Source organism: Paenibacillus xylaniclasticus (assembly GCF_004001065.1).
GTDB lineage: Bacteria > Bacillota > Bacilli > Paenibacillales > Paenibacillaceae > Paenibacillus_T > Paenibacillus_T xylaniclasticus.
In genome coordinates, this window is record NZ_BIML01000025.1 from 20,714 (window position 1) to 47,074 (window position 26,361).

25 protein-coding genes are annotated in these 26,361 nt (G+C 54.7%); 5 read left to right on the top strand and 20 right to left on the bottom strand.

The window, feature by feature from the left end; genetic code table 11:
* Nucleotides 1–39 precede the first annotated feature (39 nt).
* The 3 genes from PXY01_RS17815 to galU all read right to left on the bottom strand — a co-directional run bounded on the left by PXY01_RS17815 (nucleotide 40) and on the right by galU (nucleotide 2,463).
* Entirely contained in the window at nucleotides 40–969 is a 930-nt protein-coding gene (locus PXY01_RS17815; protein WP_246028000.1) for a DUF8832 domain-containing protein, read from the bottom strand.
* Between the two features lie 204 nt (nucleotides 970–1,173).
* Nucleotides 1,174–1,548 (bottom strand): metal-sensitive transcriptional regulator, encoded by a 375-nt coding sequence (locus tag PXY01_RS17820; RefSeq protein WP_127571833.1) that lies wholly within the window; start codon nucleotides 1,546–1,548, stop codon nucleotides 1,174–1,176.
* Nucleotides 1,549–1,578: 30 nt separating this feature from the next.
* Nucleotides 1,579–2,463 carry a UTP--glucose-1-phosphate uridylyltransferase GalU gene (galU, locus tag PXY01_RS17825; protein WP_127571767.1) on the bottom strand — a complete coding sequence of 295 codons (885 nt, stop codon included), beginning with the start codon at nucleotides 2,461–2,463 and terminating at the stop codon, nucleotides 1,579–1,581.
* Nucleotides 2,464–2,761: 298 nt separating this feature from the next.
* On the opposite strand from galU, the gene PXY01_RS17830 reads away from it, so the two are divergent.
* Both PXY01_RS17830 and trxB read left to right on the top strand, forming a co-directional pair.
* Nucleotides 2,762–3,163 carry a secondary thiamine-phosphate synthase enzyme YjbQ gene (locus PXY01_RS17830; RefSeq protein WP_127571769.1) on the top strand — a complete coding sequence of 134 codons (402 nt, stop codon included), beginning with the start codon at nucleotides 2,762–2,764 and terminating at the stop codon, nucleotides 3,161–3,163.
* Between the two features lie 96 nt (nucleotides 3,164–3,259).
* On the top strand, nucleotides 3,260–4,201 hold the full coding sequence (gene trxB, locus PXY01_RS17835; protein ID WP_127571771.1) for a thioredoxin-disulfide reductase: 942 nt from the start codon (nucleotides 3,260–3,262) through the stop codon (nucleotides 4,199–4,201).
* Nucleotides 4,202–4,424: 223 nt separating this feature from the next.
* On the opposite strand, the gene PXY01_RS17840 is transcribed toward trxB, so the two are convergent.
* Nucleotides 4,425–5,060: a hypothetical protein gene (locus PXY01_RS17840; protein ID WP_127571773.1), complete on the bottom strand. Its 636-nt coding sequence runs from the start codon at nucleotides 5,058–5,060 to the stop codon at nucleotides 4,425–4,427.
* A gap of 134 nt (nucleotides 5,061–5,194) precedes the next feature.
* On the opposite strand from PXY01_RS17840, the gene PXY01_RS17845 reads away from it, so the two are divergent.
* Nucleotides 5,195–6,154: a D-2-hydroxyacid dehydrogenase gene (locus PXY01_RS17845; protein WP_127571775.1), complete on the top strand. Its 960-nt coding sequence runs from the start codon at nucleotides 5,195–5,197 to the stop codon at nucleotides 6,152–6,154.
* Between the two features lie 102 nt (nucleotides 6,155–6,256).
* Nucleotides 6,257–6,472, top strand: coding sequence for a hypothetical protein (locus PXY01_RS17850; RefSeq protein WP_127571777.1), 216 nt, complete (start codon nucleotides 6,257–6,259; stop codon nucleotides 6,470–6,472).
* A gap of 147 nt (nucleotides 6,473–6,619) precedes the next feature.
* Here PXY01_RS17850 and PXY01_RS17855 read toward each other — a convergent pair whose 3' ends face one another.
* Nucleotides 6,620–8,599, bottom strand: coding sequence for an ABC-F family ATP-binding cassette domain-containing protein (locus tag PXY01_RS17855; protein WP_127571779.1), 1,980 nt, complete (start codon nucleotides 8,597–8,599; stop codon nucleotides 6,620–6,622).
* 289 nt (nucleotides 8,600–8,888) lie between these two features.
* Between PXY01_RS17855 and PXY01_RS17860 the strand changes: the two genes are divergently transcribed.
* A complete protein-coding gene (locus PXY01_RS17860) occupies nucleotides 8,889–9,521 on the top strand; it encodes a DUF3153 domain-containing protein (RefSeq protein ID WP_164744482.1) in 633 nt (210 codons plus the stop codon).
* Nucleotides 9,522–9,604: 83 nt separating this feature from the next.
* Here PXY01_RS17860 and fumC read toward each other — a convergent pair whose 3' ends face one another.
* The 15 genes from fumC to PXY01_RS17935 all read right to left on the bottom strand — a co-directional run bounded on the left by fumC (nucleotide 9,605) and on the right by PXY01_RS17935 (nucleotide 26,310).
* Nucleotides 9,605–10,993: a class II fumarate hydratase gene (gene fumC, locus PXY01_RS17865; RefSeq protein WP_127571783.1), complete on the bottom strand. Its 1,389-nt coding sequence runs from the start codon at nucleotides 10,991–10,993 to the stop codon at nucleotides 9,605–9,607.
* A 186-nt stretch (nucleotides 10,994–11,179) separates the two neighbouring features.
* Entirely contained in the window at nucleotides 11,180–11,860 is a 681-nt protein-coding gene (locus PXY01_RS17870) for a prepilin peptidase (protein ID WP_127571785.1), read from the bottom strand.
* A gap of 128 nt (nucleotides 11,861–11,988) precedes the next feature.
* Entirely contained in the window at nucleotides 11,989–12,354 is a 366-nt protein-coding gene (locus tag PXY01_RS23095) for a hypothetical protein (protein WP_127571787.1), read from the bottom strand.
* Between the two features lie 626 nt (nucleotides 12,355–12,980).
* Complete coding sequence (locus tag PXY01_RS17880) at nucleotides 12,981–13,646, bottom strand: bifunctional 2-keto-4-hydroxyglutarate aldolase/2-keto-3-deoxy-6-phosphogluconate aldolase (RefSeq protein WP_127571789.1); 666 nt, start codon at nucleotides 13,644–13,646, stop codon at nucleotides 12,981–12,983.
* A 457-nt stretch (nucleotides 13,647–14,103) separates the two neighbouring features.
* Nucleotides 14,104–14,847, bottom strand: a complete 744-nt coding sequence (gene map / locus PXY01_RS17885) for a type I methionyl aminopeptidase (protein WP_127571791.1) — start codon at nucleotides 14,845–14,847, stop codon at nucleotides 14,104–14,106.
* 100 nt (nucleotides 14,848–14,947) lie between these two features.
* A complete protein-coding gene (locus PXY01_RS17890; protein WP_127571793.1) occupies nucleotides 14,948–15,814 on the bottom strand; it encodes a MetQ/NlpA family ABC transporter substrate-binding protein in 867 nt (288 codons plus the stop codon).
* Between the two features lie 43 nt (nucleotides 15,815–15,857).
* A complete protein-coding gene (locus PXY01_RS17895; RefSeq protein WP_127571795.1) occupies nucleotides 15,858–16,523 on the bottom strand; it encodes a methionine ABC transporter permease in 666 nt (221 codons plus the stop codon).
* Nucleotides 16,523–17,533 (bottom strand): methionine ABC transporter ATP-binding protein, encoded by a 1,011-nt coding sequence (locus PXY01_RS17900; RefSeq protein WP_127571797.1) that lies wholly within the window; start codon nucleotides 17,531–17,533, stop codon nucleotides 16,523–16,525. The genes PXY01_RS17895 and PXY01_RS17900 overlap by 1 nt, the downstream gene beginning before the upstream one ends.
* A 142-nt stretch (nucleotides 17,534–17,675) precedes the next feature.
* Nucleotides 17,676–17,864, bottom strand: a complete 189-nt coding sequence (locus PXY01_RS17905) for a hypothetical protein (protein ID WP_006038752.1) — start codon at nucleotides 17,862–17,864, stop codon at nucleotides 17,676–17,678.
* Between the two features lie 227 nt (nucleotides 17,865–18,091).
* A complete protein-coding gene (locus tag PXY01_RS17910) occupies nucleotides 18,092–18,301 on the bottom strand; it encodes a hypothetical protein (RefSeq protein ID WP_127571799.1) in 210 nt (69 codons plus the stop codon).
* A gap of 89 nt (nucleotides 18,302–18,390) precedes the next feature.
* The gene (locus PXY01_RS17915; protein ID WP_127571801.1) at nucleotides 18,391–18,819 is read right to left on the bottom strand and encodes a PaaI family thioesterase; all 429 of its coding nucleotides are present in this window, start codon (nucleotides 18,817–18,819) and stop codon (nucleotides 18,391–18,393) included.
* Complete coding sequence (locus PXY01_RS17920; RefSeq protein WP_127571803.1) at nucleotides 18,816–20,522, bottom strand: long-chain-fatty-acid--CoA ligase; 1,707 nt, start codon at nucleotides 20,520–20,522, stop codon at nucleotides 18,816–18,818. Before PXY01_RS17920 ends, PXY01_RS17915 begins: the two co-directional genes overlap by 4 nt.
* Before the next feature lie 75 nt (nucleotides 20,523–20,597).
* Nucleotides 20,598–22,376 (bottom strand): acyl-CoA dehydrogenase FadE, encoded by a 1,779-nt coding sequence (locus tag PXY01_RS17925; RefSeq protein WP_127571805.1) that lies wholly within the window; start codon nucleotides 22,374–22,376, stop codon nucleotides 20,598–20,600.
* A gap of 2 nt (nucleotides 22,377–22,378) precedes the next feature.
* On the bottom strand, nucleotides 22,379–23,626 hold the full coding sequence (locus PXY01_RS17930; RefSeq protein ID WP_127571807.1) for an acetyl-CoA C-acyltransferase: 1,248 nt from the start codon (nucleotides 23,624–23,626) through the stop codon (nucleotides 22,379–22,381).
* A 41-nt stretch (nucleotides 23,627–23,667) separates the two neighbouring features.
* Nucleotides 23,668–26,310 (bottom strand): 3-hydroxyacyl-CoA dehydrogenase/enoyl-CoA hydratase family protein, encoded by a 2,643-nt coding sequence (locus PXY01_RS17935; protein WP_127571808.1) that lies wholly within the window; start codon nucleotides 26,308–26,310, stop codon nucleotides 23,668–23,670.
* Nucleotides 26,311–26,361: the final 51 nt, after the last annotated feature.

Consider the following 26,361-nt stretch of genomic DNA (forward strand, 5'->3'; position numbering starts at 1 on the left):
CGAAACGGCTGTCTGTATGCTTGGCGCGTTCCAATCAGACTAACTAACCTTCACGACGAACGGCACGGTCAGTACACGCCCATCACGTTGGAACTGCCCCCATATTTTATAGAGGCCGCTCGTCGGGAAGACGGTGCTGAAGTCCGCCTCTGCCTCTGCCTCCACTTGGCTATCGGCAGGATGGACGTGAAGGTACTGCTCCATATCCGATGACACGATGACGACATGCCCCGCCGCTCCCAGATAGCTCTGCATACCGTCCGCTTCCTTGCCGCTTTCCACGTCGCGGAACCGGAAATGAAGCTGGGTCGGCTCACCTGCTTTTGCCTCCCCCATTACAAGCTCAACCTCTGTGCCCTCGACCTGCTGAATGAGACTCGCATCCGCTTGAAGCGCAGGAGCATCATAGACAGGCTTGCCGTCTACTGTGAGCCAGCCGCTTCGCGTGACGCTCTCGTTCCCATTCGGCACGAAGTCGGCAAACCACTTATATCGGCCGCCATCAGCGAACTGCGTTACGACCCGGAATACGCCTGAGCCGTCATAGCCTGGATGAATATGTCGAAAATCGCGTAAATCTTCGCTGACAATTATGAGATGAAGCAGCTTCTCATGAAGGAGCGCGAACTTCGTCACCGGTACACCGGCAGCGTCCTGAATCCGAATCGTAATTTCCGAATCCTGTCCCGCTTTCAAGCCGTCGCCCGCCGCCGCAAGCACCGCCTGAAACTTAGCCTCACGCTGCATGTCCATACCCGGATGCTCCTTGGAGCCAAGCGAATCGTCGAGATGACGGTGATTGCCGTCTAGATCCGAATCTTTCGTTAAAGCTTCGTGCTTAGCATCCTGGCCCTCTATATGCTCATCCGTTACTTTTGCCGTTGTGACCGCCGTCCTGCCCTCGTGCACCAGTGTAATCGCACCGGCTGCCGCTGTCAGCATCATTAATACGACCGCTAACCGTTTCATTGAACCTTTCGTCACTCCCGCATATCAGATCCTAATGGCCGAAGCATGTCAGCCCGTAACCATTATTACTTGTATGCCCAATGCAAGGAGGAGCAAAACCGCGGCGCGAACATAAAAAATCCCTTCCGAGACTACAGCTGACCCCCGCTTCATTCAGCGAGTTCTGCATGTCCGAAAGGGACTTCCCTTATCGATTTATCACTGCTACTTCATCAGCTTGTTCAGCGTCGTAAGCAGCTCTCCAATTACATCTGAATCTCCCTCTTGAATCCGTTCCATTACGCAGCTCCTCAGATGATTCTCCAAAAGCAGCTTGCTGACCCCATTCAGCGCCGATTGCACAGAAGCGATCTGATTCAAGACGTCATCGCAGTACACATCCTTCTCGATCAAGCCCTTCAATCCGCGCACTTGTCCTTCGATCCGGCTTAAGCGGTTCATCAAGCTCGTCTTCACTTTATCGGAATGATGGCTCTTGCGCGCTGATTCCTCTGCGCTAGTGCAGCAATGACCACCGTATTCGACAGTCGCTTCTTGCGAAATCGTCTCCTCCTTCACTGCAGCAGCCTCCCGTTCCATCGTCATTGTCACCATTCTAGCATACCCCCCTCAGGTATGTGAAGGGGACAGCCGCTCCAGCATATATGCCCGCACCTGATCGGCCAAGTCAGACCGTTTCAGCGCCATATCAATCGTCGCTTGAACGAAGCCAAGCTTATCACCAATATCATGCCGAGTGCCGACGAACGGAAACGCTTCAATCGGCGAATACTGATTCAGCTTAACGAGGCTGTCCGTTAATTGAATCTCGCCTCCCCTACCCGGCTGCGCTTGCTCCAGCAATCCGAAGATGGACGGATCAAGCACGTACCTTCCGACGACCGCCAGATTGGATGGTGCTTCGCCGGGAGCAGGCTTCTCGATCATGCCGCGAATCCGGTTCGAATAGCCTGGGCGCTCCAGCTCGACGATCCCGTATTTATGCGTTTGATCCCACGGCACCTCCATAACGGCAATAACAGATGCGCCCGTCCGCTCATGAACTTCAATCATTTGCTTCAGACATGGCTGCTCCGACAGCAGCAGATCATCGCCGAGCAGCACTGCGAACGGCTCATTCTCTGTAAACATCCTCGCGCTAAGTACGGCATGGCCTAGCCCTAACGGCTCCCGCTGGCGAACATAACAAATATTCGCCATCGTCGAGATGGATCGAACCATTTGAAGCAGCTCCTCCTTGCCGCGCTCCTCAAGCTCCATCTCCAGCTCCGCCGATTTATCGAAATGGTCCTCGATCGCTCTCTTGTTACGTCCGCTGACAATCATAATGCTTTCGATGCCGGAAGCAACCGCTTCCTCGACAATATACTGAATCGCCGGCTTATCGATAAGCGGCAGCATTTCTTTGGGCTGCGCCTTCGTTGCGGGCAAAAACCTCGTACCTAGACCGCCTGCCGGAATAATCGCTTTGCGTACTCTTGGTCTATCCTTCATTGGTTCAGCAACCGCCCTTCTTTAATAGGATATAGCTTCGTTATCACAATGTCATACTGGCAATCGTATGCCTCACCTTAGACAAAAATAACAATGGATACGGGCCGCAGCATGAGAGTAACCGCAAACTTCATATTATCCATATTTGCCATGTCCGGCCGAACTGATTCCAATTAACCAAAGCACATCCTCACCATCCACTGCAAAACGTTTGACAGAGCGCCCCGCCTATGCCACACTGGACAACGAATGGAGCTGTCTTCCATGTCGAGATCAACAAGTGAGGAGCGAATACGAAATGATCATGACCGAGACGCTGTCAACGTCGCGCCGTGATGAGATGATCGATATTACGCGCAAAGTGTCCTCCCTCGTATCCCAATCCGGCATACGCGCCGGTATCGCGATCATCTATTGTCCGCATACGACGGCAGGCATTACGATACAAGAGAACGCTGATCCCGACGTTAAGCACGACGTGCTGATGCGGCTGGACGAGGTTTATCCTTGGGAGCATCCGAAGTACCGCCACGCCGAAGGTAATACGGCCTCTCACTTGAAGGCCATGACCGTCGGGACAAGCCAGACCGTCTTGATCGAGGACGGCCGTCTCGTGCTCGGCACGTGGCAGGGCATCTACTTCTGCGAGTTCGATGGACCGCGAAGAAGACAATACATAGTGAAGCTCTTACAGGGCTAAACTCAGTTGACAAACCTACTTATTTATAATAATTTTAAAGTACAATTCATTTAGATTGCATGCAATTTAATCGCATTCATTCGGGAGGGCATTTATATGTACAAAACCATTATTATCGGCACCGGCCCCGCTGGACTTACCGCTGCTATCTATCTGGCGCGCGCCAACATGGCGCCGCTCGTCATCGAAGGTCCGCAGCCCGGCGGCCAATTGACGACCACGACGGAAGTAGAAAACTTTCCCGGCTTCCCGGAAGGTATTCTCGGCTCTGAGCTGATGTCCAACATGCGCAAGCAAGCGCAGCGCTTCGGCGCAACGTTCCTGACAGGCTGGGTGAATAGCGTCGATTTCAGTAAGCGCCCCTTCACCATCAACGTCGAGGGAGGCAAGCAGCTGCAGGCGGAATCGATCATCATCTCAACTGGTGCATCGGCCAAATATCTTGGTATCCCGGGCGAGCAGGCGAACATCGGACGCGGCGTCAGCACCTGCGCAACCTGTGACGGATTCTTCTTCCGCGGCAAAAAAATTATCGTCATCGGCGGCGGCGACTCTGCGATGGAAGAAGCGCATTTCCTGACTCGCTTCGCTTCGCAGGTGACGATCGTAAACCGCCGCAGTGAGCTGCGTGCATCCAAAATTATGCAGGACCGCGCACGCTCCAATGAGAAAATTAGCTGGGCGCTTAACCGTACGCCGGTCGAAGTGGTCGCAGGCGGGCTCGGCGTTACCGGCCTGAAGGTTCGCAATAACGAAACGGGCCAAGAAGAATTGATCGAGACCGACGGCGTATTCATCGCAATCGGTCATACACCGAACACAGGCTTCCTCGGCGGCCAGATTGAGACGGATGAGCACGGCTACATCGTAGTAAAGCCGGGCACGACGGAGACGAATATTCCAGGCGTATTCGCTTGCGGCGACGTGCAGGATACGAAATACCGTCAAGCTATTACGGCCGCAGGCAGCGGCTGCATGGCTGCGCTTGAGGCGGAGCGCTTCCTAGAAGAGGAGCACAGCACTGCGGTATCCGTCTAATAGCATACGGCGATACAGACGTACTTAACATGAGCTAGTTCGACGCACCGGTCCACCGGACGATTAAAGCTAAGCAAGCAAAAAGGGGCTGCCTCTCGGGAGGATATGAATCTACCGAGGGTGACAGGCCCCTTTTTGACGTCGTGTACGATTGAGCTAGTCCTGGTATTTACGCGTATGCCTCCGTCTTAATCGAGTCAACTTATAGGTTCTGGATATCTTGTTATTTCAGCGTTAACGTCTCCGATCCAGGCCGGGATAGAAACTTAGTCATTAATTCGTTCGACAAGGCGAGCGCCTCTGTACGGTTGGCTGCAGGTGCAGAAATCATATAGCCGTCTTCCACAGACCAAGCGGTGCCGCCTTCAGTCTTATCGCTGCTATCGTCCGACCCCAACTTATACTGTTCTGGCGTTGCAAGTAACAGCGTTACTTTCGAAAAATCTTTATTCGCAAATATGATGTGAGACGAATAGATCGCCGGTTTTACCGCCCTGCCATTCTCATAGATGTAATACGGATACGCCATGGACCCCCAGCCGTCATCTGCAAAACGAATCGTTAGCTTGCGTTGATCCTTCGGTACCGGAATTTGTTCGCCGACGATCGTTACCTCGCCTTCGAAGGTACGTTCGCCCTGTGTGCTGCGTTTGGTCCAGAAGGTGCGCTTCGCTTTACCTTTAATAATGACGGTAGCCGGCTCAGTTCCCGCCTTCTCCCCTTCCGGGCCAAGCTGGTATTTGACGCCTGTGAGCGTGATGTCGATTTCATCAGGGTACGTGTAGATCCACTCGTATACCTTCCAACCTGCAAATAGAAGAACAACAGCCAACAGAATAGACATAATCCATTTACTCATTATGTGGTACTCCACCCTTTCCGATAGTGATTGCGTGTAGAAATCAAAGCAGAAGCAGATTTTTCTCTGTTTGTCTGCCACTCTCCAATTTCTGTTATACTGATTAGACGATAATAAGGCCGGGAGGTTTCGGTATGAGTAAAAAAATGTTAATCGCTATGGGCAGCTACACCTCTGAGCAGAAAAACCGCATCCGCGAGGCTGCCGAAGGCTGGAGCGTCATCTTCGGCAAAGTAAAAGAGCTAGACAGCTCGCTGTTCCGTGAAGCGGAGGTCGTAATCGGCTGGAGTCCTGCAATCCTAACGGATGGCCTGCTGCCGGAATCAAAGCTTCGCTGGGTACAGGCTTGGTCTGCAGGCGTCGACCAGCTGCCGCTGGACATGCTGGCGGCGCGGGGGGTTGTATTGACGGATGCCAGCGGCGTGCATCCGAAGCAGGTGTCGGAAACGGCTCTTGCCATGATGCTCGCATGGACGCGCAATGTCCATACCGCTGTTCGGAACCAAGTTAACCGCAAGTGGGACCCCAAGGGACGCTTTGGCGAAATTCACGGCGCGACGATCGGCATTATTGGTGCAGGAGAGATTGGAGTGGAGCTGGCACGTCTTGCGCGCGCATTCGGCATGACGACGCTAGGCGTCCGGCGTTCAGGCCAGCCGCTGGAAGTATTCGATCGCATGTATGACATGAGCGGACTACCGGACGTGCTAGCAGCAAGCGACTATGTCGTTAATATCTTGCCATTAACGGAGGAGACAACAAGGCTGTTTAATGCCGATACATTCGCACGTATGAAGCCGACGGCGTTCTTCGTCAATATCGGCCGCGGTCCATCGGTCGTGATGGACGATCTCGTGAACGCGCTGCAAAACGGTGTCATCGCAGGCGCTGGTCTAGACGTGACGGAGCCGGAGCCGCTGCCGGAGGATCATCCACTGTGGGCGCTTGACAACGTCATCATTACGCCGCATACAGCTGGTCAAACCGAGCATTACAGCGGCCGCGTCGCCGACCTGTTCATTCACAATTTGCGAGCTTATGTGGCAACAGGACGCCCGGAGCGCAACGTTGTTGATTACAATCAGAAGTATTAGGATTAGAATTGCACTGGAAGATCGTTTGCGATATCGTGGCATGAGAGTATCTCTCCTCCTCGTCCTCTTCAGGCGGGAAGATAAACCGAAAGGAGTATGACCGTGTCCATCAACCGCCGACTTATGACAGACGCCGATTTTCAAGAAGCACTGGAACGGCAGATCAAGCTGCGCGTCTTCAAGGACGACCATATGATCGAGAATGGCGGCGTGCTCATCCGCTTCGATGACAGCACAATCGTCATCCAATCGACCGTCAGCGACGTCGCATACTATTCCCGCACCGGCTGTGAATTTTTTGAGCTGCGCAAGCGGTAAGCTCTTCTAAAAAATAATAAGGTTGTGCGAAAACAGCACCCTGTTTCCTGCACAACCTTTTTTCGTTCGCTTTCTGTAGGACTTGGTGTGAACCTTATCTAACCCCAGAACGGAGTTTCGATCGGATATAGTCCGCTTCCATCTACATCACTTGTTCCGCTTCTGAGCTTCAATCTGCTCGGCAAGCTCGTTCAAGTAAGTCCAGCGGTCCATCAGCTCCTCAAGCTTCGCCTCTAGCTGCTCCTGCTCGATGACGAGCTGCTGCAGCAACGCCGAATCGCTGCCAGACTCATCCATTCGCTGCGCGATCGCGGCAAGCGCCTCTTCCGTCTCGGCGATCCACCCATCAATTGCTTCAAAATCTTTCTGCTCCTTATAAGACATCCGGAGCGACTTCGTACGAACGCCGTCTGCGCTAGATCCACTATCTGCTGCGGAGCTTCCTTTGCTTGCGGATGATCCCATCCCTCCAGCCGATGCAGACGATTTGCCGGAACCGGAATTATCGCCATTATTGCCAGCCGTTTCACGGCCGCCCGTCCGCTCCTCGTACTCCGTGTAGTTCCCTGTATGGATCGACACAACTCCGCCACCTTCGAAAGCGAACAGCCGATCGACCGTACGATCGAGGAAATAACGGTCATGGGACACAACGAATACAACGCCCGGAAAATCGTCCAAATAATCCTCGAGAACAGATAATGTCGCAATATCGAGATCGTTCGTCGGTTCGTCAAGCAGCAGCACATTCGGCGCTTCCATTAAGACGCGCAACAGCTGAAGCCGGCGCTTCTCGCCGCCCGATAACCGGTTAATATAGGTCCACTGCATTGCCGGAGGGAACAGAAAACGCTCCAGCATCTGCGACGCCGATACGCTGCTGCCGTCCGCCGTCTTGACCTGCTCGGCTCCTTCTCGGATATATTCGATCACGCGAAGAGATTCGTCCATCTCTTCATGCTCCTGCGAGAACCAGCCGATCTTCACCGTCGGCCCGATCTCCGCGATGCCATGCTCAGGCGTAAGTCTGCCGCCGATAATCTTCAACAGCGTCGATTTGCCGCTGCCGTTGCGGCCGACGATGCCGACCCGGTCCTCTGGCACCGCCTTATAGCTGAAATCGCGGAACAGCGTGCGGCCGCCAAAGCTGTGGCCGACATGCTCAAGCTCGACGATTTTGCGTCCGAGACGGGATGAGGCGATCGACACGTCCAGCTTGCCTCCGGCCTGGGTAGGCGCCTGCGCCTTCAATGCTTCGAACCGATCAATGCGCGCCTTCTGCTTCGTTGTCCTAGCTTTCGCGCCGCGGCGAATCCAAGCTAGCTCGTTGCGGAGCAAATTTTGCCGCTTCGCCTCCGACGCCGCCTCTCTCTCCTCGCGCTCCAGCTTCAACTCCAGAAACCGGCTGTAATTCGCCTCATAGAAGAACGCACGCCCACGGTCAAGCTCTAGTACCCGGTTCGCTACACGATCGAGAAAATACCGGTCATGCGTTATCATAAGCAGCGCGCCGCGCCGCTTCTGCAGCATCGACTCCAGCCAAGCCACCGATTCGTTGTCGATATGGTTGGTCGGCTCGTCGAGAATAAGCAAATCCGATGGCTGCACGAGTGCCGCTGCCATCGCCGCCCGCTTGCGCTGCCCCCCCGACAACACGCCCATCCGTAGGCTGAAGTCGTTCAAGCCGAGCTTGGACAGCGCGGTTTTCGCCTCGTTCTCCAGCTGCCAGGCATTCAGCTCATCCATCTTGGCATTCGCCGACACGAGCTTCTGCTGCAGGAGCTCGTCAGACGGATTCAGCTCCAGCGCCTCAAGCGCCTCATGGTAAGCCCGAACGACTGCAAGCTCCGGTGAATCACCGCCAAGCGCATGCTCAAGAATCGTTTCCTCCGGATCATAAGCTGGATTCTGCGCCAGCATCCGTACAGTAATCCTTCCCGACATCGTCACTTGGCCTGAATCTGCTGGCTCATGTCCCGCGATTACTTTTAGAAGCGTTGACTTGCCTGTGCCGTTGACGCCGATGATGCCAATTTTGTCCCCCTCTGCAACGCCGAATGAAATATCCTTAAATAACGTTTTCTCGCCGTACGTCTTCGTCAAATGTTCTACAGACAATAAGTGCATCCTATATTCACGCTCTTTCCCGATAGTCCGTCTTTATCCCAATATTATAGCACACCGTCATTCCGTTAGTGCGGTTCGTTATTGATCTTGCGGTCCTATAAGGGTATCGTATAGATAGTACGAGCTAACTACCAGCAGTTGCATTGCCGCTATGTGTCTACTATATCTATCTCAAAGGCGGGGAACTCTATTGACTATAACCAGATCCGCCAAGCGATTGCTGACTCTAACCTGCCTGCTGCTTTCTCTTTCGATAATCCTGAGCAGCTGCGCCAAAGGTGAAGCTCATTTGACGGTTAAGGCAAACGGCACCAGCAGGCTTGATCTATCGATCGTTCTAAGCGGCACGGCACTAAAAGCGATAGCCGATGAGAAGCTGCTCGATCAGCTCAGCGAGCGATTAAGTGGAGAAGGCTTCACCGTGGAGCCGATCCAAACCGGCGACGGGCAGCAAAGCCTTCGGGCTTCCAAAGCGATTAACCTATCCAATCGCACTAAGGCACCGATTCCAGGCATAGTGGTGGAGCGCGAGCAAGATGCAAGCAATTGGTTCTTCACGAAGGAGCAGGTGACAGCAACAACCGATTGGCAGTCGTTAATCCCGAATGAAACGTTGCAGAAGCTGACCGAGAAGTTGAATTCACTCTCCCCGCTTGTACGCAGCGTTGTGCTTCGCCAGCTTAGCTTCGACTTCAAGCTGACGCTGCCAATTCCTGCAAAGTCACATAATGCCGATACCACATTAGATAGCGGCAGAACGCTCGTCTGGCATCTTTCGCTCACCAAGCCGAATTCGATCAAGGTTGCGGTCAACGTTCCGAACGTTCGCCATATTATAATGGCGGCAGGCGCCGTCCTCATCCTTGCAATCGCATCAGCCGCTATAATCGTCCGAAGACGACGGAATAAGCTCCGCCAATGACACTTACTATCTTCATAAGAAAAAAGCCCGCTCCATTCATCTTACAACGTGTATGATAAGGAGCGGACTTTTGTATAGCGACCCTATCCGTTCGGACCAACCATTCGCTCTGGACGAACATAAGTGTCGAACTGCTCGCCAGTCAGAAGTCCGCTGGCAATTGCGGCTTCTCGGAGCGTTGTACCTTCCTTATGTGCCTTCTTCGCAATCGCCGCTGCATTCTCATAGCCGATATGAGGATTGAGCGCTGTAACAAGCATAAGCGATTGCTCCAAATTGCGGCGGATCGTTCCTTCATTCGGTTCAATTCCTGCCGCGCAATGCTCGTTGAAGGAGCGGATCGCGTCGGCCAGCAGCCGCACCGACTTCAGGAAGTTGTATATAATGACTGGCTTAAACACATTCAGTTCAAAATTACCTTGGCTAGCCGCGACGCCGATCGCCGTATCGTTGCCTAGAACCTGGCAGACGACCATCGTCAACGCTTCGCACTGCGTCGGATTCACCTTACCCGGCATAATCGAGCTGCCCGGCTCGTTCTCCGGAATAAGCAGCTCGCCGATACCGCTGCGCGGACCGCTTGCCAGCCAGCGAACATCGTTCGCAATTTTCATCAGATTAGCAGCCAGCGCTTTAATCGCCCCATGCACGAAAACAATGGCATCATGGCTCGTCAGAGCATGGAACTTGTTCGGTGCCGTTACGAACGTCCGGCCCGTCAATGCGCTCACCTTCTCCGCCACAAGCGCAGCAAACCCCGGATGCGCATTAATGCCCGTTCCGACTGCCGTTCCTCCAAGCGCTAAGCTGCGCATTCCGCTAAGGCTCGCCTTGAGCATCGCCTCCGTCTCGACGAGCATCGCGTGCCAGCCGCTCACCTCTTGTCCGAGCGTCAGAGGCGTTGCATCCTGAAGATGCGTACGACCAATTTTCACGATGCCACGGAACCGTTCCGCCTTCCTAGCAAGTGTATCGCGCAGCTCTGCAAGCGCCGGGAGCAGATTATCCTCGACCGCAAGCACGCCTGCAATATGCATCGCCGCCGGGAATGTATCGTTCGAGCTTTGCGACCGGTTCACATCATCATTCGGATGAATACGCGTTTTACTTCCTTGCTGCTCCAAATGCTCGTTCGCCCGCCGCGCGACCACTTCATTCACATTCATGTTCGTCTGCGTCCCACTCCCGGTCTGCCAGACAACCAGCGGAAACTGATCGTCTAGCTCGCCGCTCAATACTTCATCGACCGCTTGACCGATCACCTCGGCCTTCTCCGCCTCCAGCACGCCAAGCTCCTTATTGGATTGAGCGGCCGCCTTTTTGACAACAGCCATTGCACGTATAACCTCAATCGGCATCCGGTCGCCGCCAATTCGGAAATTTTCCAAGCTCCGCTGCGTCTGGGCTCCCCATAGCTTATCCGCAGGCACGCGAATTTCGCCCATCGTATCCTTCTCTATCCGGTATTCCACCGCCTAACCTCCTAACTGGCAATCCTCGATATCTTAACCTATTGTCGCCCAACTGCCACCATTAATACCTTAATACTACAGCTTCCAAAACGTTCCTGAATTCGTTATCCCGATATATAAGCTGCAGAGAATAAGCCGCTGACAACCCGATGCATGCTCCAATCACCTTTGGCATCTATAAGATTATCAAGCTTGCATAAAGCCCCAATACCAATGGAGCAGCTGGTCCCCCCATAGGCAGCAGAGTAATGCACCAGCCGCAATCGAGGGACCGAACGGCAATGATCCGTTAGTCTCCCCCCCGCTCTTCAGCAGCTTCTGAATGAATGCCGCCGTAAATCCAACCACACTAGCGACGAAAATACTGAGCAGCGTTAGCTTCAGCCCAAGCACAACACCGATTAATATGTACAGCTTAATATCACCGCCGCCTATCGCTGCTTGTCGAAGCAGACAGCCGATTATGACCCCGATAACGAGCAAAAAACCGCTGCCCGCTATCGCAGCCGCCATATAGTCCCATAATGGCAGAGGATGTACATACAGTCGCAGCACAGCCGCCGCCGCCAATCCAGCGAACACGAACCGATCTGGAATGATCATCTCGGCTAAATCTGTTTGCGTCGTCAAGTAAAGCACCGTTAACAGCGTATACACGACCAGCAGCTCCCCCCCGTGCCCGACGACGTCATACACAAGCGGAAGCAGCACCGTAAGAACCAATATTCCGGCGAGATAACGGCCCGGCGGAGGCAATCCCCGCGCTCTCCAAGCATAAGGGAGCTCCAATTGCCGCTCCGCAACGACGTTCAGCAGCCTCCCCAGCGGATAGCCAAGCAAGGCGAGGTAGATATAGGGTTGGAGCATAATAAAACGCCTCCAGTGATAGGCTTCTTCTGCGCAAACTAAAGAAAGGCAACCCTAGCGGGTTACCTGGTTACCTCTTATCCTATAGATCATGTAACTAAAGATGCCTGCTGACTTAAAAGAATAGGCTATGAAAGGATGACGGTAATTACACCGGTAGGCGAGATCGAGAAGGTAGCTGTCGTTTTGGCATTAGCAGGTTTAGACCATTCGAGTTCTGTAGTTAGATAGCCCGCTGCAATCAATTCATTCGCGGTCACCGTTTCCATATCTTGAGCGTCCGTTTCCATCGCATAACGAATCGCTGCTTTCTTAAAAATTTTTTCCGAGACGACATCCGCGCTCGTTTTCGACTTTGCAATCGTTGTGTTCACGGCTGGAATCGCAATGACGGCTATGAGCCCAATAAGAACCACAATCGCCAGCAGCTCGATCCGTGTTAGCCCTTTCTTATTCTTTAACATTGTTTTTCCCGATTGCATCGCCATTTCCATTCATTCCACCTCCTCTTATTCTTGAATGTATCTGTACGTTAACGTCGTGCCGGATTTAGGTTACCGCACCTCCTGCATCATTGTTATCGTCGAACGTCATAACCACGAGCGCAATCGCTCCAACATCAACCTCAATAAACTGCTGTTGGGAGATGTAATCGATCCTTTGCGAGCATTTCGCATACCATCGCCTCAGCCTGAACTTTAAGTCCTAGTCAATTTGTTGGAGACATGCATGAACTGCGTCATTTTGTAACATCTAAGTTATGTATATATAACCATGTATTTCTCGATCAGTCAATAAATTGTACCGATAGATTGTGAAAATGTACACCTTTAGTCCTATAATAAGTCCGCATAATATCAATACTTTTGTGCTTTTATTATTCAACACAATCTTCTCCGTCATTCGATTTTATGCGCTTTTACCCCTAAGTTCTTCTACAGCTTATGATGAATATTTCGACGGAGAAATTGCTATAAAACGTAGCAAAATTAGGAGTAACACCCCTTCACTATCCCCCTATGTATCCGCCTTAGACGACAACCTTCGTACAGAAAAAACGGCCATACCGTCTCATAAGGAGACCGGTTGGCCGTCTAGTGTAAAGTCTCATTGCGCCGGCTTACGCTTTTGCGCTCCGGTATGCTTCCATATATTCCGCCGCTTTGCGAGCGATAGAAGATAGGTCGCCCGTCTTGGACGCTTCCTTCGTTAGATCCGAGCCGATGCCGACTGCAACAGCGCCCGCTTTGACCCAATCCTTCAAGTTATCCAACGAGACGCCACCCGTTGGCATTAGGTTCGCCTGCGGCAGTGGACCCTTGATCGCACCGATGATGCTTGGCGAGAATAGGTTGCCCGGGAACAGCTTCACGATATCAACGCCAAGCTCAAGCGCGCTTTGAATTTCTTGAATCGTCACCGCTCCAGGCATAACTGGGATGCCGTAACGATTGCACATTTTGATCGTATCGGCATTGAACGAAGGTGCAACGACATACTGCGCACCGGCCAGAATAGCCATGCGTGCGGTCTCCGGATCAAGAACGGTACCGACGCCAATAATCGCAAATTTGTCGGAGCTTGGATCGACCTCGGACGAATATTCCGATGCCAACTGCTCGATGGCACGCAGTGCGAACGGCACTGTCATTGTAATCTCAATTGCTTTGATACCGCCTTTAATCGCTTGACGCGCCATTTCCACTACTTCTTCTGCGGAATCCGCGCGAAGCACCGCGACAACGCCGGATGCTGATAATTGTTGCAACGTTGTTATCTTCTTCATACTCGCACCTTTTCATCTGTGATTTCGAAATAGCTAGCAGTTTTTCCTACTAACCATAGTAAAGATGACTGTGCGAGCCGTCAACCTTGTTCTAAGATTGTTCGCTTAACTGTACAAGTAGCTGCACCAACTGTCGAGCACCCGCTTCGAGCTGGGCCTCTCGAGACGGTCGATCTCCAGCCGGAACTTCTCTCGCCAACCGGAACTTCTCTCGCCAACCGGCAGAAGCCTGCGTTATTGTATATAATGCAGGCATTGAGCGCCACTGTAGCTTAAAGAGATGTAATTACTGTACATTATACATGCTTCCGTACACCATCGAGCGCTTGATCGGCGTTTACACCCAAAAAGCCTGCACAACGCGCAGGCTTCGACGCCACTAGGGCAGTTTAAGATAATGTTACTGCACTTCTTGCATGCTTTCTCATACTTGCAGGCAAGAGCGATCCGATCGGCTTCACCATTCCGTCAGCACGACGGGCCCGCGCTCCGATACGGCTACTGTATGCTCGAACTGCGCTGCGAGCGCGCCATCCTGCGTTCGAGCAGTCCAGCCGTCCTGCCCGATCCATACGTCTGGGGAACCCGTTGTCAATATCGGTTCAATTGTAATAACCATACCCGGCTTCAGCAGCAGCCCTTTGCCGGCGCGTCCGTTGTTCTCTACCTTCGGCAGCTCGTGAATCTCGCGTCCGATGCCGTGTCCGACGAAGCTCGTCACGACGGAGAAGCCTGCTTCCTCCGCACTCGATTTGACCGCATGTCCGATATCACCCAATCGCTTGCCAGGCACAGCCTGCTTGATCGCCCGCTCCAAAGCGGTACGCGTTGCCCGCAGCAGCCGTTTCACGCGCGGTGTCGTCTTGCCGATCGCATACGTCCACGCCGAGTCAGCCTTCCATCCATCTACGTCCGCCACCATATCGATCGTCACGATGTCGCCCTCCTCTAGCGGCTCTGCGTCCGGAAAACCATGGCATACTACATCGTTGACGGACGCACATGTCGCGAACGGATAGCCTTTATACCCAATCTGCGCAGGCGTTGCCCCGCGCTCACGCATAAAGCGCTCGACGAACCGGTCGATTTCAAGCGTCGTGACTCCGGGGGCAATGCGGCTGGCGATAGCCCGGTGGCATTCAGCCACGACTCGCCCCGCTTTGGCAATGCGGCGAATTTCATCCTGCGTTTTTCTTTCCATCGCGTCCATCACTCCCGTCGTTCTTCATAGCTAATTTATTCGTATTGAATAAATATAAGAACATGGAAGCGGGAGGTAGAACGTTCGGAATTTTTATCCTCTAGAATGCCGGCACAACGGCACCACTATATTTTTGATCGATGAAGGTCCTAACCTGCTCGCTGTTCAGCGCATTAGCCAGCTTTTGCATCGCATCGCTGTCTTTATTGTCCGGCCTGGACACGAGAATATTGACATAAGGAGAGTCCTTGTCCTCTAAGAACAACGCATCCTTCGTCGGGACGAGCCCAACCTCCAACGCATAGTTCGTATTAATGACCGCAAGGGCTACCTCATCCAATACGCGCGGAAGAGTCGCCGCTTCTAGCTCCTTCAGCTTCAGCTTCTTCGGATTATCGACAATATCCGCTACGGTTGCATTTACACCAGCACCCTCCTTCAGCTTAATCAAATCGTTCTTCTCAAGCAGCAGCAGCGCCCGCCCGCCATTCGTAGCATCATTCGGAATCGCGACAGACGCGCCTTCCTTCAAATCGCTGATTTGAATCAGCTTCTTGGAGTATGCTCCCAGCGGCTCGATATGCACCCCAGTCACCTTCACCAAGTCATACCCTTTGTCTTGATTGAACTGCTCTAAATATGGTGTATGCTGAAAAAAATTAGCGTCCAGCTGCTTCTCGTACAGCTGTACATTCGGCTGCACGTAATCGTTGAACTCTACGATTTGCAGATCGACGCCCTGCTCCTTAAGCATAGGCTGAACCTCCTTCAAAATTTCCGCATGCGGAATCGGCGTCGCTCCGACCTTCAGAACGGCTGCCGCTGGCGTCTCGCCAGCTGCTCCATTGTCCGGTTCGATATTGTCTTCCGTCTTCTTCTCCCCGCATGCCGACGTCAAAGCGAGAACTAGCAGCATAACTGCAGCCAAGTGAACCGACCGTCTATACCAAAATTCTCGAAACCTCATGCCATTCAACCTCCGCTGTCGTTAAATGAATCACTACTTAGTTCTACTTGCGACTAATCCGTCGAACCAACAGATCGCCGAGCGACTGCAGCAGCTGCACAAGCAGCACCAGCAGCACGACGGTGACGAACATGACATCCGTCTGGAACCGTTGATAACCATAGCGCAGCGCCAGATCGCCGAGGCCGCCGCCGCCGATCACGCCCGACATCGCTGTGAAAGAGACCAGCGTAACCGCTGTAAGTGTAATGCCCGCGATGAGACCGCCTCCTGCTTCCCGAATCAACACACGGCGCACGATCGTCCAGCTCGATGCGCCCATCGCCTGCGCTGCTTCGATAACGCCGCGATCGACCTCCCGCAGCGCTGTCTCCACCAGCCGCGCAAAGAACGGCGCAGCTGCCACAACAAGCGGCGGTATAGAGCCCTTGACGCCAATCGAAGTGCCAGTCAGCCATTTCGTGAACGGCATAATGGTAATCATCAGAATGATGAACGGTATGGACCGCAGCACATTGACAATAAACGATAGAACAGCATACACCGCAGGCTGGCTCAGCAATTGGCCACGAGAAGTAAGAAACAACAATATCCCAAGCAGCAGCCCCAGCACAACCGTAAACAAAAGGGATAGTCCAAGCATGCGAAGCGTGGCATACGCCGCTTCACGCAGCTCATCCGGCTTAACATTGCTGAAATTACCAAGCATTATGCAAGCACCTCCGCCTCAATGCCCTCCTTATGAAGCCGCTTCACAATTCGGTCCATGTCGGCACTGCTGCCGCGGACATCGACGAGCAAATGGCCGTACGGCACTCTTTTCATCCGTGACACTGTGCCCTGCAAAATGGAGAATACAGCCCCTGTCTCCTTCACGGCTTCAAACAATACAGGCTCATATGTTAATCCGCCTTTGAACCGGACCCGCAGCAGCTTTCCTCGACGAACGCCGTCGATCTCTGAAGCGAACTCGCCCGAAGCATCACCTGATTGTGCGACGAATTCCTTCGTAATTCGCTGCTGCGGGTGCAGGAAGACATCTATTACATCGCCCGACTCAACAATCACGCCATTATCGATGACCGCGACTCGGTCACATATCGAACGGATCACGTTCATTTCATGGGTAATGAGCATAATCGTTAAGCCCAGCCTCTCGTTGATGCCGAGCAGAAGAGACAGAATTGACTCTGTCGTCTGCGGGTCCAGCGCCGAGGTCGCTTCGTCGCACAGCAGCACCTCCGGCTTATTCGCGAGTGCTCGGGCGATGCCGACTCGCTGCTTCTGCCCGCCGGACAGCTGAGAAGGATATTTATCTCCGTGCCCTTCCAGACCGACCAGCTTCATCATCTCCTCCACCCGCTCGCGAATTTCAGCCCGGGGGCGCTTTGCAAGTCGCAGCGGAAACGCAATATTGTCGCGCACGGTTGCTGTCGAAAGCAAATTGAAATGCTGAAAAATCATTCCGATCCGCCTTCTCTGCTGCTGCAGCTGTCTTGCGCCCAGCTTCGTCAGCTCGACGCCGCCGACTGTAACGGTACCCGTCGTCGGTCTTTCCAGCAGGTTGACACAACGCAGCAGCGTGCTTTTGCCCGCCCCGGAATGGCCGATGACGCCAAATATTTCTCCGCTTCTCACATGCAGATCAATTCCGCGAATCGCTTCCGTTATCCCTGCACGAGACCGGTACACTTTCGTTATCCCCTTCAATTCGATCAGATCTGCACACCCCCCCGCTAGTCGTCCAAATTAAACAATATTAAGTTAACCAACCTTGCCCAAATCCATTAACAACAAAAAAAAGCCTTACTCCATTCAGGAGTAAGGCTGCTATATGAATCTATTCATCAACCGTTTCAGTTCAACCGACCGAGGAATTCAGCTTGCCTAGTTCGTCTTCCACCAGCATCGTCAACTCTTCTTCGTAGCCACCGGTTATCCGATATTTGCGAATATAATCCTTCACAAACTTACGCGGATCTTTCGGCTGGAAAATTCTCGTGAGCTCTTTCAGGCTTTCCTTGACTTCATTCTGGCTATGCTTGGCCATGAAATCTCCCCCCTAAGCGTTGGTGGTTATCCTCAAACTTCACGATACGATTACGGAAGGCAGCACGGCAGCCGCTAATCCGACATAGGCGGATCGCAGCAATTCCTCACGGTCAAAATTGATATTCAATTTGAACTTTTCTTACTATTATACCATCAGACAATTAGATATAAAAGGGAACACTCAAATTAATACGGTTCAGAATATAAAAATTAACAAATCTTAATCTACAAACTTCGATCTCCATCGTCCGACAAAATTTGCGTATCCGTTAATTGGGAAGGGGCTGAGGGGCTAGTATGGCTGTTGTCTGCTGTCGATCGGTATCCGGCAGCACCCGCATCTTTCCTGAACATTCGCAAATATGCGACAACACCTAAAACCGCAACGGCCACGCCAAAAACGACAACCAGGGTTGTAACCCAACCTTCAACCATCCTGACGCCCCCTTACAACCATTTTCCAGATAAAGTTAAGTATATCGAAAAGAACCTCCCCTTTCAACCAATCGAAACGTATCCAAATGTTACGTTTTGATTGCAATTGAGCCTGTACTGCGGAAGGCACTGCTAGCCCAAGCTAGCAGCTTACCATCATCCCCGTAAATATGCCCCTGCATCGTCGCCGTCCGTCTCGAGTGGTGCACCATTGAGGCATCACAGCGTATCCATCCCCCCGTCGAAGAGGCTAAATAATGAATGTTCAGCTGTGCGGTAACGAGCAGCTCACCGGGAAACGCCAGCATAACCGCCAGCCCCATCGCATTATCCATCAGCGACGCCAGCACGCCTCCGTGAACAAGCCCCGCCATATTCAGATGACGCTCCTCGCAGTACAACCGAACGGCCGCTTTGCCCGGCTCGGCGCTCTCAACCTCGCAGCCGAGCTCCCCCCAGAACGTCGACCGGGCTTTCTCCTCCATCCGCGCCCAATCTTCTGAATCTGGCGGCATCATCGCGTTCCCTCCTCAAGCTCCTCATGCAGCTTCCGCTTGAGTACTTTGCCGATGATCGTCTTCGGCAGATCGCTGCGGAATTCGTACAAATGCGGCACCTTGAACGGCGCCAGCCGCTCCCGACACCACCGGTTAAGCTCCCCCTCCGTCAGCGCAACGCCTTCCTTGGGCACAATATACGCTTTGACGGTCTCCCCCCGGTAATCGTCCGAAATGCCGAGCACCGCCGCTTCACGAACGCCCGGATGCTCATACAGCACCTCTTCTACCTCACGGGGATAGATGTTAAAGCCGCCCGCAATAATTACGTCCTTGATCCGATCCACAATAGCGAAATAACCGTCCTCGTCCATCGTCGCAAGGTCACCTGTATACAGCCAGCCATCCTTCAGCACCTTAGCCGTCTCGTCAGGGCGGTTCCAATATCCCCGCATGACCTGCGGGCCGCGTATGACAAGCTCTCCGATGTGGCCGGGCGGAAGCGGCTCCCCGGTATCCAGATCGACGATCATGCAGTCCGTATCCGGAAACGGAAGCCCGATCGTGCCGATTTTGCGCTTCCCCCATATCGGGTTGGCATGCGTCACCGGCGACGCCTCCGTCAAGCCGTATCCTTCGATCAGCCTTCCACCCGTAAGCTGTTCGAAGCGCTGCTGAACCTCTAGCGGAAGCGGCGCCGAGCCGCTGATGCATACTTCGATAGAGGACAAGTCCAGCTGGCCCGCTTCTGGATGGTTAAGAAGCGCCACATACATCGTCGGGGCTCCGGGAAAAAGCGTCGGACGCCGCTCTTTAATCGTCCTCAGCACCTGAGTGGCTTCAAAGCGCGGCAGCAGCACAAGCTCGCCCGCTTTAAAGACCGACAGGTTCATCAATACGGTTAACCCGAATACATGAAACAACGGCAGAGCAGCCAGAAACCGCTCCTTGCCGTCCTCTGCTTTATAGATCCAGGCCGACGTCTGCACCATATTAGCGACCAGGTTACGATGAGTGAGCATCACACCTTTGGCAAGACCTGTCGTGCCTCCTGTATATTGCAGCTGCGCCAGATCATTACTCGGATCGACCGTAACCGGGTCTGACGCAGGCTTCGCATCCGCCATTAGACGGGAATAAGCATAGACTCCCAGTCTCCCGTATGGGATATTAGGGCGAAAGCCTTCTTTGCGCTGTTTAAGCGGGTACAATATATTTTTCGGAAATGGAAGCCCATCTTTAATAGAAGTAACAATAACGGCACGAAGATCGGGCACAGGTCCTAGTTCTGGATGCTCACCTCTTACTCTTGCGAGTCTAGCATACAGCAGATCAACTGTAATGATGACCGACGCGCCGCTGTCAGCCAATTGATGCTCCAGCTCCCGCTCAACGTAAAGCGGGTTCGTCTGAACGACAATAGCCCCGGCGAATAAAGCTCCATAATACGAGATGACCGCTTGCGGGCAATTCGGCAGCATGATTGCGACGCGGTCTCCTTTCGTAACGCCCAGCCTTCTCAGAGCGCCCGCCATACGGCGGACGTCATCGAGCAGCTTGCTGTACGTCAACGTCCGACCCAAGAAATAAATGGCCGGCCGACCGCCATACTTACGCTCGGTTTCCAGCAGCAGGTCGGTAACCGCAAGATCAGGATAGGTGCAAGTTTCGGCTACCTCCCTAGGATAATGGCGCAGCCACGGACGCGGCTCGATCGGTTCCATCGTCCTCACCCTTTCCGCTCGCAATCGACTCTTGCGCTTGGCTTGCTTGGGCTCTCATCCCGACATCGGCTGCATTTACACCACGTACCGGCCAGCCGTCTTCACCCTTTCGGCGATCGACCGTTTAATCGCGATCGAATCGATCAATGGAGCGCGCATCAGCTTCTTCAATACCGACAGCTGTACCTGCAGTGCGTCGCCCTGCTCGATAGCCGCAAGCGTCTTGCGGGCGAGCCGTTCAATCTTCTCCATCGAATCCTGCACGAATACGACGGTCATATCGACCGCATTGCCAGCTGCCGCATCGCCGCCCCGGGCGAGCTGCTTCCGTACGCGCAGCAGCGCGCTTTCCATCGCATAGATGCTGATCATGATATCAGCCAATGCGACGAGCACCTCCTGCTCCTGCTCAAGCCGCAAGCCGAGCTTCTGTACGGCGAGCCCTCCGATAGCAAGGAACGTCTTCTTCGCTTGGCCGAGCCGATATATTTCACGGCTGAGCGTTCCTTCGAACGAAGGCAGCGGCATCGGCTGCAGCAGCTCCTCCTGCAGCTCGAGCGCTTTGTGCAGGAGCGGAAGCTCTCCCTTCAGCGCCTTCTTCATCAAGGTGCCGGGAATGAGCATCCGGTTGATCTCATTCGTCCCTTCGAAAATACGATTAATACGCGAATCGCGGTATATTCGCTCGATTTTGTATTCCTGGATGTAGCCGTAGCCGCCGTGGATTTGCACCCCCTCATCCGCAATGAAATCGAGCGCCTCCGTCGCGAATACTTTGACGATTGAGCATTCAAGCGCATATTCCGCAATCGCCTTCGCTGCCTGCGCGCCTGCATCGGACGCATTCGGGTCCGCCGTCCTGAGTCGCTCGTCGATAAGCCCAGCTGTCCGGTATACCATGCTCTCGGTAACGAACGCCGCGATGTTCATATCCGCAAGCTTCTCCCCGATTAACGGGAACGATTGAATCGACCGGCCGAACTGCTTGCGCGAAGCCGAATATTCCGCTGCCAGCGCAATCGTCTCCTTCGCGGTTCCGACACAGCCTGCTCCTAATTTGAAACGGCCGATATTCAAAATGTTGAAAGCGATCAGATGGCCCTTACCAACCTGACCGAGCACATTACCGACCGGTACTGGCGCATCCTCAAAGAACAGCGGACAAGTCGAGGAGCCTTTGATGCCCATCTTCTTCTCCTCCGGCCCGACCGTGAAGCCCGGCGTCCCCCGCTCGACGATAAAGGCCGTAAAATGCTCCCCGTCCACCTTCGCGTATACGATATACACATCTGCGAATGCAGCGTTCGTAATGTACAGCTTAGAGCCATTAAGCAAATAGTGGGTGCCGTCAGTCGACAGCCGCGCTGTCGTCTTCGCTCCGAGTGCGTCCGACCCGGAGCCCGGCTCCGTTAAGCAGTACGCCGCAATGCGCGTACCCGCGGCAAGGTCTGGCAAATAGCGCGCCTTCTGCTCCGGCGTACCGAAGAAGACGATCGGCAGCGTGCCGATCCCTACGTGCGCGCCAACCGACAGCGCGAACGAGGAAGCCTCCGCCATCGTCTCGGCAAGCAACGTCGTGCTCACCTTATCGAGTCCGAGCCCGCCATACGCTTCCGGCACATCGGCGCCAAGCAGTCCGAGCTCCCCAGCTTTGCGCATCAAATCAACAGTAAGCTCATAATTGAGCTTCTCGAGCTGTTCATCGCGAGGCTTCACCTCCCCTTCGATGAACGCTCTCGCCGCATCTGCCATCATCCGCTGTTCTTCCGTTAAATCCTCGGGCGTTACCACGGTATCCGGCGCCGTATCTTCCACGACGAATCGGCCGCCGCTCGCTGCATGGTTCGTCGCCATCTTCACTGCACGCTCCTCTCGTCGCTCGTTGGGGTTACGATATGAGCCTGTACGGTCGGCTCTGCCTCGAATACGCCGGCAGCGCCCATACCGCCGCCGATGCACATCGTCACGACGCCATACCTGGCCCCTCTTCTGCGCAGCTCATGGACAAGCGATACGGTCAGCTTCGCTCCTGTACAGCCGAGCGGATGACCGAGCGCAATGGCACCGCCGTTCACATTGACCGCCTCCTCCGGTAATCCAAGCTCGCGGATGATCGGCACACACTGTGCCGCGAACGCCTCGTTCAGCTCGAACAGATCGATTTGATCCAGCGTAATGCCGGCCCGGGCGACCGCCTTCGGAATGGCTTCAATCGGGCCGATCCCCATTACCTCCGGCGCGACGCCTGCCACTGCATAAGCGCGAAATGCCGCCAGCGGTCTTACGCCAAGCTGCCGGGCACGGGCACGGCTCATCATAACGACCGCCGCCGCTCCGTCGCTCATCTGCGAGGCGTTGCCCGCTGTCACCCTGCCATCACGCGCAAAAGAAGGTTTCAGCAAGGCAAGCCTCTCCACCGTCGTATCCGGCCTTACTCCTTCGTCTGTATCGAAGACAAACCGTCGTTCCTTCGGTCTTCCCGACGCATCGACCGAGCCAAGCGTAACTTCGATTGGAACGATTTCATCCTTAAATCTTCCGGCTTCGATTGCGGCAGCCGCTTTCGCGTGACTGGCTGCTGCGAAGGCGTCCTGGGCTTCCCGGCTTACATCGTAGCGGCGCGCGACCTCCTCAGCCGTATGCCCCATGCCCATATAAGCCTCGGGCATCGTCTCGACGATGGACGGATGCGGCGACAACCGAAAGCCAGTCATCGGCACATGACTCATGCTCTCGACTCCGCCAGCGACGATTACGTCAGCATCGCCAAGCCGGATGCGGTCAGCAGCATAAGCGATCGCCTGCAGGCCGGAGGCGCAGAACCGGTTGACCGTTAGCGCCGGCACCGTATTCGGATAGCCGGCGTATAACGACATGATCCGAGCAAAGTTAAGACCCTGTTCCCCCTCGGGCATTGCGCAGCCGATAATGACGTCCTCGATATCGCCGGGCGACAGCCCCGGCACCCGCTCAACGGCGGCGCGCAGCACAGCCCGGCCTAAATCCTCGGCTCGCGTCTGCGACAACGAGCCTCTCTTCGCTTTGCCAACCGCCGTACGAACGGCCGACACGATAACGGGATCGCGATCCCTATCCAATGGCATGCGCTCATCTCCTTCCAGCGGGATTAATAGAGCCGAATGTCCTAGTTCCGGAGCGGCTTGCCGGTTTCAAGCATGTGGCGCATCCGCTGCTGGGTCAACGGCTCGCCGAGCAGCGCGAGAAACGCCTCGCATTCCAGATCGAGCAAGTATTGCTCGCTCACCTCCGCACCTGGATGCGCATCGCCGCCGGCAAGCACATGCGCAAGCTTAGCCGCTATATGGGCGTCATAGCTGCTAATATAGCCCGCGCGCTGCATTGAATCGACGGCTACCAGCAGAAGCGCTTTGCCCTCGCGGCCGGCAACGGTGATGCGCGCTTCCGGATCAGGCGCAGCATATCCGGCCCGATCCAGCGCCAGCACAGCCCGCTTCGCCTCGGCTATGCGAGCATCCTGTCTCGCAATAACGGTGTCGCCGGGCCGCATGAAGCCAAGAGTTGCCGCCTCATAGCCGCTCGTTGTCGTCTTCGCCATCGCAATCGTCTCGAACAGCGCAGCAAGCTGCTCGTGCAGCGAACCGGCCGCATTCACCTTGTGCATGCGGGATGCAGCCAGAATGGCAGCCTCCTTACAGCCGCCGCCAGCCGGAATAAGTCCGACACCTGTCTCGACCAGCCCGAAATACGTCTCCGGAGAATATACGATCCGATCAGCCGGCAGGCACGCTTCGACGCCGCCGCCGAGCGTCATCCGGTGCGGAGCAGCCACGACGGGACGGGCCATTCTTTTGAGTTGCAGCATACTGCCTTGAAACATCCGGATGATGTCCTCAACCTCATCCCAGTCGCCGCTCTGCGCCTCCATCAGCAGCAGCATTAAATTCGCTCCGACGCAGAAGTTACGCCCCTCGTTCGCCAGCACGAGCCCCCTCCAGTTGCGCTCAACCTCATACACCGACCGTCTAATCGCATGCAAAATATCCGCGCCAATCGCGTTATTCTGCGAATGGAACTCAAGACAAACGACCTCGTCGCCAAGATCGATCAAGCTCGCGCCCGCATTGCTGAATACAATACGGCCCGCTGCTTTCAACGACTGAAGGGAGATGATATCCTCTGGCTCCTCGACTTCCCGGTAACGCCCCTCCGATACGTACAGCCGGACGATTCCTTCCTGCTTATAGAAGGTCTGGTTCCCTTCCGCCAGCCATTGCTCCACCCAATCTGGTATCGCATCACCTTCTGCTTTCATCCGTTGCACGGTCCGCTCAACGCCAAGCGCATCCCATAAGGCGAACGGTCCGAGCTCCCAATTAAACCCCCACTCCATTGCCCGGTCGATATCGAGGATCGAATCGGCTATAACACCGACCTGTCGTGCCGCATACAGCAGCGTCCGCTTCAGCGAATGCCAGGCGAACAGCGTATAGCGAGCATCACGCGGCAGCGAAGCCTCGGCACTGGCGGCAGTGGACGCCGCTTCATCTGGGGCAGAGACAGCAGATGATGGGCGCAAGTCGGCCGGCGCAGCTGACGTAGCGCTGGCCAGCAATCCATCCTCCTTGAGCGGAGACGGCTCCGTTGTCCCTCCTGAAGGGCCTGCGAGGCCGCTGACGGAAGCCTTCCCCTTCGGCGGTGAGATGATCGGCGCCTGCCATACGGAGGCGAGCAGCGCCCGCGCTTTCGCCGCAGCGCCTTTGGCCGCTTTGGAGGCGTCGATGATCGGTGACGACACCTTCGCAGCAGGCGCATACTCGTGTGTGATAAGTGACAGCGCCTCGATTTCGCTCCTGCCGCCTGCTGCCGAACGGCGTTTGCGATAAAAGCCCTGACCGCTTTTCTCCCCCAGCCGTCCGTCGCGAACAAGTCTCTCCAGCACCGGCGGCCGCACGAACACTCGCTTATCCTCCGGATCGCTGCTCCGCTCCCGCACGTTGTCAACGACATGCAGCAGCGTATCGAGACCGACAAGATCGAGCATACGGAACGTCGCCGTCTTCGGACGGCCAAGCGCAGGACCGGTCAGTGCATCCGTCTCCTCGATCGTCAGCCCGAACCGCTCCATCTCCTCCAGCGTGACGAGCATCCCGTAAGTGCCAATGCGATTCGCAATAAAATTAGGCGTATCCTTCGCCACGACGACGCCTTTGCCAAGCTGCCGCTCGCATACGTCGACCAGTGCCGCGAGCGAGGCCTCATCCGTATCCGGCGACGGCACAATCTCGACAAGCTTCATATATCGCGGCGGATTAAAAAAATGCGTCGCCATAAAATGGCGGCGGAACTCCTCGCTTCTCCCCTCCGCTAGCGCCGCGACCGACAAGCCCGACGTATTCGTGCTGACGAACGTTCCCGGCGACCGGTGCCGCTCGATCGTATCCAGAACGCTGCGCTTAATATCAAGCCGCTCGGTCACTGCCTCTACGATCCACTCCGCCTCACTCAGCAGCGCTGCATCATCCTCCAGACATGCAGCGCTAATCCGGCTAACAAATGCCGAATCATACAGCGCCGCCGGCTTCGATGATTTCAGCCTGGCAATTGCGGCAGCGGCAAGACGTCTGCGCACCTCAGGGCGGTCAAGCGTCAGCCCTGCCTTCTCCTCCTCGGGAGTAAGCATCTTCGGCGCGATGTCGAGCAGCGTCACCTGCATGCCCGAATTTGCAAGATGGCAGGCTATTGCCACCCCCATAACACCCGAGCCGATAACCGCCGCCCGGCGTATCGGTCTGTGGGATCGATTCACGCTATCCCCTCCCTTGTGTGAATCCACAATTCAAAGGACATTACCGTTCAT